The organism is Streptomyces sp. rh34 (assembly GCF_002551245.1).
GTDB lineage: Bacteria > Actinomycetota > Actinomycetes > Streptomycetales > Streptomycetaceae > Streptomyces.
Genome location: NZ_NTGZ01000359.1, coordinates 1 through 5,806, shown reverse-complemented (window position 1 = coordinate 5,806; position 5,806 = coordinate 1). Strand labels below are relative to the sequence as shown.

Annotated in this window: 6 protein-coding genes; 5 read left to right on the top strand and 1 reads right to left on the bottom strand. The window is 72.2% G+C overall.

The features are described from left to right. On the top strand, positions 1-960 hold a 960-nt coding region (locus CR470_RS35115; RefSeq protein ID WP_218923800.1), incomplete at its 5' end, for a type IV secretory system conjugative DNA transfer family protein. A gap of 26 nt (positions 961-986) precedes the next feature. On the opposite strand, the gene CR470_RS35110 is transcribed toward CR470_RS35115, so the two are convergent. Continuing rightward, the gene (locus CR470_RS35110; protein WP_097871534.1) at positions 987-1,550 is read right to left on the bottom strand and encodes a GNAT family N-acetyltransferase; all 564 of its coding nucleotides are present in this window, start codon (positions 1,548-1,550) and stop codon (positions 987-989) included. A 221-nt stretch (positions 1,551-1,771) separates the two neighbouring features. Here CR470_RS35110 and CR470_RS35105 point away from each other — a divergent pair, with 221 nt between their 5' ends. Genes CR470_RS35105 through CR470_RS35090 form a run of 4 tightly spaced genes read left to right on the top strand, consistent with a single transcriptional unit; the run spans position 1,772 to position 5,677 of the window. Continuing rightward, positions 1,772-2,758, top strand: coding sequence for an ABC transporter ATP-binding protein (locus CR470_RS35105; RefSeq protein ID WP_097871531.1), 987 nt, complete (start codon positions 1,772-1,774; stop codon positions 2,756-2,758). Continuing rightward, positions 2,755-3,618 (top strand): ABC transporter permease, encoded by an 864-nt coding sequence (locus tag CR470_RS35100; RefSeq protein ID WP_107489532.1) that lies wholly within the window; start codon positions 2,755-2,757, stop codon positions 3,616-3,618. The genes CR470_RS35105 and CR470_RS35100 overlap by 4 nt, the downstream gene beginning before the upstream one ends. 20 nt (positions 3,619-3,638) lie before the next feature. Continuing rightward, positions 3,639-5,015: a sensor histidine kinase gene (locus tag CR470_RS35095; RefSeq protein WP_097871529.1), complete on the top strand. Its 1,377-nt coding sequence runs from the start codon at positions 3,639-3,641 to the stop codon at positions 5,013-5,015. Next, entirely contained in the window at positions 5,012-5,677 is a 666-nt protein-coding gene (locus CR470_RS35090; RefSeq protein ID WP_097871527.1) for a response regulator, read from the top strand. Before CR470_RS35095 ends, CR470_RS35090 begins: the two co-directional genes overlap by 4 nt. Positions 5,678-5,806: the final 129 nt, after the last annotated feature.

Here is a 5,806-nt window from a genome sequence, read left to right as displayed (position 1 = left end):
CCCCGCACCCCCCTCCTCGTCTACGCCCCCGCCCCCGCCCGGCGCCCCACCGTCGTCCGGGCCGTCCTCGACGCCGAGGGCCCCGCCCTCGTCGTCACCTCGGACCCCACCGTCTGGGCCGAGACGAAGGACGCCCGCGCCAAGCTCGGCCCGGTCCTCGTCTACGACCCGGGCCACCTCTGCGACACCCCGGCCCGCCTCCACTGGTCGCCCACCACGGGCTGCGAGCTCCCCGACATCGCCGCCGCACGCGCCGCCGCCCTGCTCGCCCCGGTACGCCCGCAGGCCAGGATCGACGCGGCGGTCGCCGACACGGCGCAGACGCTCCTCCAGTGCTGGCTGCACGCCGCGGCGGCGGACGGCCGCCCCTTCCGCCAGGTCCTCCGCTGGGCCTCCGGATCCGGCGCCCACGAACCGGTACGCCTTCTCCGTACGCACCCCAAGGCCGCGTCCGGACTCGCCGGGCTGCTGGAGTCCGCCCTCACCGCCTATCCCGAACGGCGCGAAGTGGCCCAGGAACTGACGGTACGGGCGTTCGCCGCCCTGTCCACGGTGCACATCCGCGAGGCCTGCACGGCTAACCGAGCGGATTCCCTCGCGCTGGAATCTTTTGCGGACGAAGGGGGAACGCTCTATCTGGTGGGCGAACCCATCGAGGATCCCCGCTCCCGCCCCGGCGCGATGCCCCTCCTCACCGCGCTCGCCGCAGACGTGGTCGAGCACGGCCGCCGCATGGCCGCACGGTCATCCGACGGTCGGCTCGACCCACCAATGACACTCGTCCTCGACGACGTCGCGGCTGTGGCACCCCTCCCCCAACTCCCTGAGCTGCTGGCGACCGGCCAGAACCGGGGCATGCCCGCACTGGTGCTGCTCCGCTCCCGGGAACAGGGACGGGCCCGCTGGCAGGAACGCCTGCACGCTCCGGCCCCGGGAGCCGGTCAGCCGGAAGGCCCTTAGGGCGAGAGGCCCCCGGAGCGCCGCCGCTACCCTTCGTCCCGCCCGAGGACGTACTCCAACTCCAACTCGCCCCGGCCGCCCGGGGCCGGAATCCGCTGCCCGGAGGGGACGAATCCGAACCGCCGGTAGAACGCGGCGGCGCGCGGGTTCTTCTCGTGCACATAGAGGCGCACCCGCTCCAGCCGGGGCGAGGACAGCGACCACGCCCACGCGACGGCCTCCCGGAACAGCGCGTCCGTCACCCCGGTCCCCCGCACCTCGGGACGGACGAACACACCGACGAGGTGCGCCTGTTCCACCGCGGCCGCCTCCCCGAAGCGCACATCGTCCTCCGGGCTCTCGACGAGCACGGTGACCGAACCCACCCACACCCCTTCGGGCGCCTCCGCGACAAACTGCCGGACACGACCGCCCCCGCCCTCGGCGGCGTCAGCCGCGCGCTCCTGCCAGAAGGCGTCCGGTTTCGCCACCGCTTCCTCGTACGACTCCAGAAACGCCACCGGGGCCGCCGGGTCCCGCAGAGCGTCCAGCCGCAACTGCCTGACCTGCGGCCATTCGTCAGCCCGCACCGCACGCATCACGTAATCCATGCCCCGATCCTCACCCCCACCCGCCCCACGTTCAACCGACTAACGCCACCGCGACCACCACCAACGCCACCATCACCAACGCGACCGCCGCCGCCACCACCCACAAAGCGACCGCACCCCACCCGCACCCGCGCCCCGTCGTACCCCGGTACTACGCCCCAGACCCACGTCCAGCCCCCGGTCGGACGACCGTGCCGCGCCGTCTCCGTAGCGTCGACCGCATGATCAAGGCACACGGACTCACCAAGCGGTACGGCGACAGAACCGTCGTCCAGGACCTCGACTTCACCGTCCGCCCCGGCACAGTGACCGGCTTCCTCGGCCCCAACGGCGCCGGGAAGTCCACGACGATGCGCATGCTCCTTGGCCTCGACGCCCCGACGCACGGCCGCTCCACCGTCAACGGCCGCTCCTACGCCACCCACCCCGCGCCCCTCACCCAGGTCGGCGCCCTGCTGGAGGCCCGGTCCGTCCACCCGGGCCGGTCCGCCCTCAACCACCTGATGGCCCTCGCCCACACCCACGGCATCCCGCGCCGCCGCGTCGAGGAGGTCATCGACCTCGCCGGGCTCACCGACGCCGCCCACCGGAGGGTCAAGGGCTTCTCCCTCGGCATGGGCCAGCGACTCGGCATCGCCGCCGCACTCCTCGGCGACCCCGCCACCGTCATCCTGGACGAACCGGTCAACGGTCTGGACCCCGAGGGCGTCCTGTGGATCCGCACCCTCCTCACCTCTCTCGCCGCCGAAGGCCGTACGGTCCTCGTCTCCTCCCACCTGATGAGCGAGATGGCCCTCACCGCCGACCACCTGATCGTCATCGGCCGAGGCAGGCTCCTCGCCGACACCACGGTGGCCGAGCTGATCCGCTCGGCGGGCGGGGCGTCCGTCAAGGTCGTCACCCCCCAGCCGGACGAACTGAGCGCACACCTGGCGGACCCGGGCGTGACCATCACCGCCACCCACGTCCCCACCACCGCCTCCCCCGCCCACGAACTCCGGATCCGAGGAGTGGAAGCGGCTCACATCGGAGGCGTGGCCGCCGCGCACGCGATCACGCTGCACGAACTCACGCCGCAGACCGTGTCACTGGAGCAGGCGTTCATGGACCTCACCCAGGAATCGGTGGACCACCGGCCGCAGCAGCGGACACCGGCCACTCCCGCCGCCTCCCTCTCTCCCTCCCCTCTCACCGGAGCAGCAGCATGACCACGCCCCACCCCGCCCCTCAATCCCCCGGCCCGCTCACACCGCCATCACCATCGCCATCGCCATCGCCATCGCTGCCACCATCACCGTCATCCCAGTACCGCGTCACCCCGGCCCGGATCCTCCGCTCCGAGTGGCACAAGCTCCGGTCCCTGCGGTCCACCTGGATCACCGCCATCTCCGCGGTCGTCATGGTCCTGGGCGTCGGCCTGATCATGGCCGGGACCTACACCTCCGGCGGCGGGGACTCCGACGTCGACACGGTCGTCCTGACCCTGTACGGCAGCATGCTCGGCCAGTTGTGCCTGATCGTCCTGGGCATCCTGATGACCGCCGGTGAGTACGCGACCGGCATGATCCGCTCCTCGCTCACCGCCGTACCCGCCCGGCTCCCCGTCCTGTGGGCCAAGGCCGCGGTGTTCGCCGCCACCGTCTTCACGGTCATGTTCGCCACGGCCCTGGTCACGTTCGTGGCGGCCCAGGCCTTCCTCCACGACACCGACCAGGCCGCCTCGCTCACCGACCCGGGCATCCTGCGCGCCTTGGCGGGGAACGCCGGGGCTCTCACCCTGCTGGGCCTGATCGCTCTCGGCCTCGGCGCGCTGCTGCGCTCGGTGCCCGGCGCCATCGGCGCGTTCATCGGCGGCGTCATGATCCTGCCGGAGATCCTCGGGATGCTCCCGTACGAAGCCGTCGAGCGCTCCATCATGTACTTTCCCACCCAGGCCGCCGGCGCCCTGGGCTCCGCCACCCCCATCCCGGGCACCGTCTCCCCCGGACCCGCACTGCTCGCCCTGTGCCTGTGGGCGGGCACGACACTGGCCGCGGCAGCGCTGGCGCTCGGCCGCCGCGACGTCTGACCCACGAGGAGAGCGACCAGGTGACGGACCACCCCCAGGCCGCGGGCACGTTCCCGGCGCCCGACGCCGCCACAGCGCCTCCCCCGCCCGCCGGCACCGGGGGCGTCGTCAGCCCCGCCGACACGGCCCCCCTCACCAGGATCATCCGCGGCGCCCTGGACCGCCTCCGCGCCTTCGACCGCCGTCGGCCACGGGTCTGGGACGCGGCGGTGACCGCGTTCTGGGCCGTGGCAGCGGTGCTCGACTACACCTCAGGCGGCTGGCGGACCGTCGCACACGACGACGTGACGGCGCCCGAAGCGCTGGTGCTCCTGATGAGCCTCTGCTTCTCGCTGCCGCTCCTGTGGCGCCGCACGCACCCCATGGCCGTCCTGCTGCTGATGGCACCGGCGTCCCTGGTGAACATCTGGACGGGCGCCGTGGTGCAGGCCGCACTCCTCCAGCTGATCCCGGTGTTCCAGATCGTCCTGCGCTCCTCCTTCCGTACGGTCGGGGCCGCGGCCGCGCTGTTCGTCGCCCCGGTCCTGGCCATCGGCGTCCGCATCCCCTCCACCTGGGGCCAGCAAGTGGTCTCGTATGTCTGGGGCCTGGTCTTCGTCGTCCTGCTGGGGATCGCGGTCCGCACGCGTCGCGAGTACACCGAAGCCCTGGTCGAGCGCGCCCACCGGCTGGAACACGAACGCGACCAGCAGGCCCGGCTCGCCGCGGCTGCCGAACGCACCCGCATCGCACGGGAGATGCACGACATCATCGGCCACAACCTGTCCGTCATCACGGGCCTGGCGGACGGCGGGGCGTACGCGGCCCGGAAGAACCCGGAACGGGCGGGCCAGGCGCTGGAAACCATCGGCGCCACCAGCAGACAGGCCCTGTCCGAGCTGCGCCGTCTCCTGGGCGTCCTGCGCGACGACCACCCCGAGGCCGAACGCACCCCGCAGCCCACGCTCGACGAACTGGCCCCCCTCATCGAGCGCGTACGCCGGGCAGGCCTGCCCGTCCACCTGGAGCTCCACGGCGAACCCCGCCCGCAGTCACTCACCCCGGGCCGCCAACTCACCGTGTACCGAGTGGTCCAGGAAGCCCTGACCAACACCCTCAAGCACGCCACCCCACCCGCTACGGACCGGCGCCCCCCGGAAGAGCCCCACCAGGAGCCCCTGTCCGCGACGGTCACCCTCACGTACACGCACACACACCTGGACGCCCGCATCACCGACACGGGCAACGGAGGCGGCCCGACCCCGGACACCGAGGAAACACCACCGCCGGCCCAGGGCATCATGGGCATGCGGGAACGCGCCGCACTGTACGACGGCACCCTCGAAGCGGGCCCGCTGCCGGACCACGGCGGATGGCAGATACGGCTCCGCCTTCCCCTGGAGGACACGCACCAGTGACGACCGTACTCATCGCCGACGACCAGCCGATGCAGCGCTTCGGCTTCCGCATGCTGCTGGAGAGCCAGGACGACATGACGGTCGTCGGTGAGGCCGGCAACGGCGACGAGGCCGTCCGGCTGGTCGCCCGCCACCACCCGGACGTCGTGCTGATGGACATCCGTATGCCGGGCCTGGACGGCATCGAGGCGACCCGGCGCATCATCGCCTCGGGTGCCCGCACCCGCATCCTGATCGTCACGACGTTCGACCTCGACGCGTACGCCTACGACGGCCTGCGCGCCGGCGCCAGTGGCTTCCTGGTCAAGGACGCCCTGCCCGAAGAACTCCTCGCCGGCATCCGTGCGGTGGCCGCCGGCGACGCGGTGGTGGCCCCGACCCTGACCCGCCGTCTCCTCGACGCCTACGTGCACCACCTCCCGGCCGTACCGGGCACACCCGCCGCGTCGGACCCGCGCATCACCACGCTGACGGAACGGGAACGGGAGATCCTCACCGTGATCGGCCAGGGCTGGTCGAACACGGAGATCGCCGCCCGCCTCCACCTCGCCGAGTCCACGGTGAAGACGCACGTGACCCGTATCCTCGCCAAAACAGGCGCGAGGGACCGCGTCCAGGCGGTCATCCTGGCGTACGACACCCGCCTGGTAGCCCCGATGTAGGCGCGCAGGCGATGCGGAAAAAGGGACCCGGAACGCAGAAAAGCCCCGCACCATAGGTGCGGGGCTTTCCCGGAAAAATTGTTCGGCGGCGTCCTACTCTCCCACAGGGTCCCCCCTGCAGTACCATCG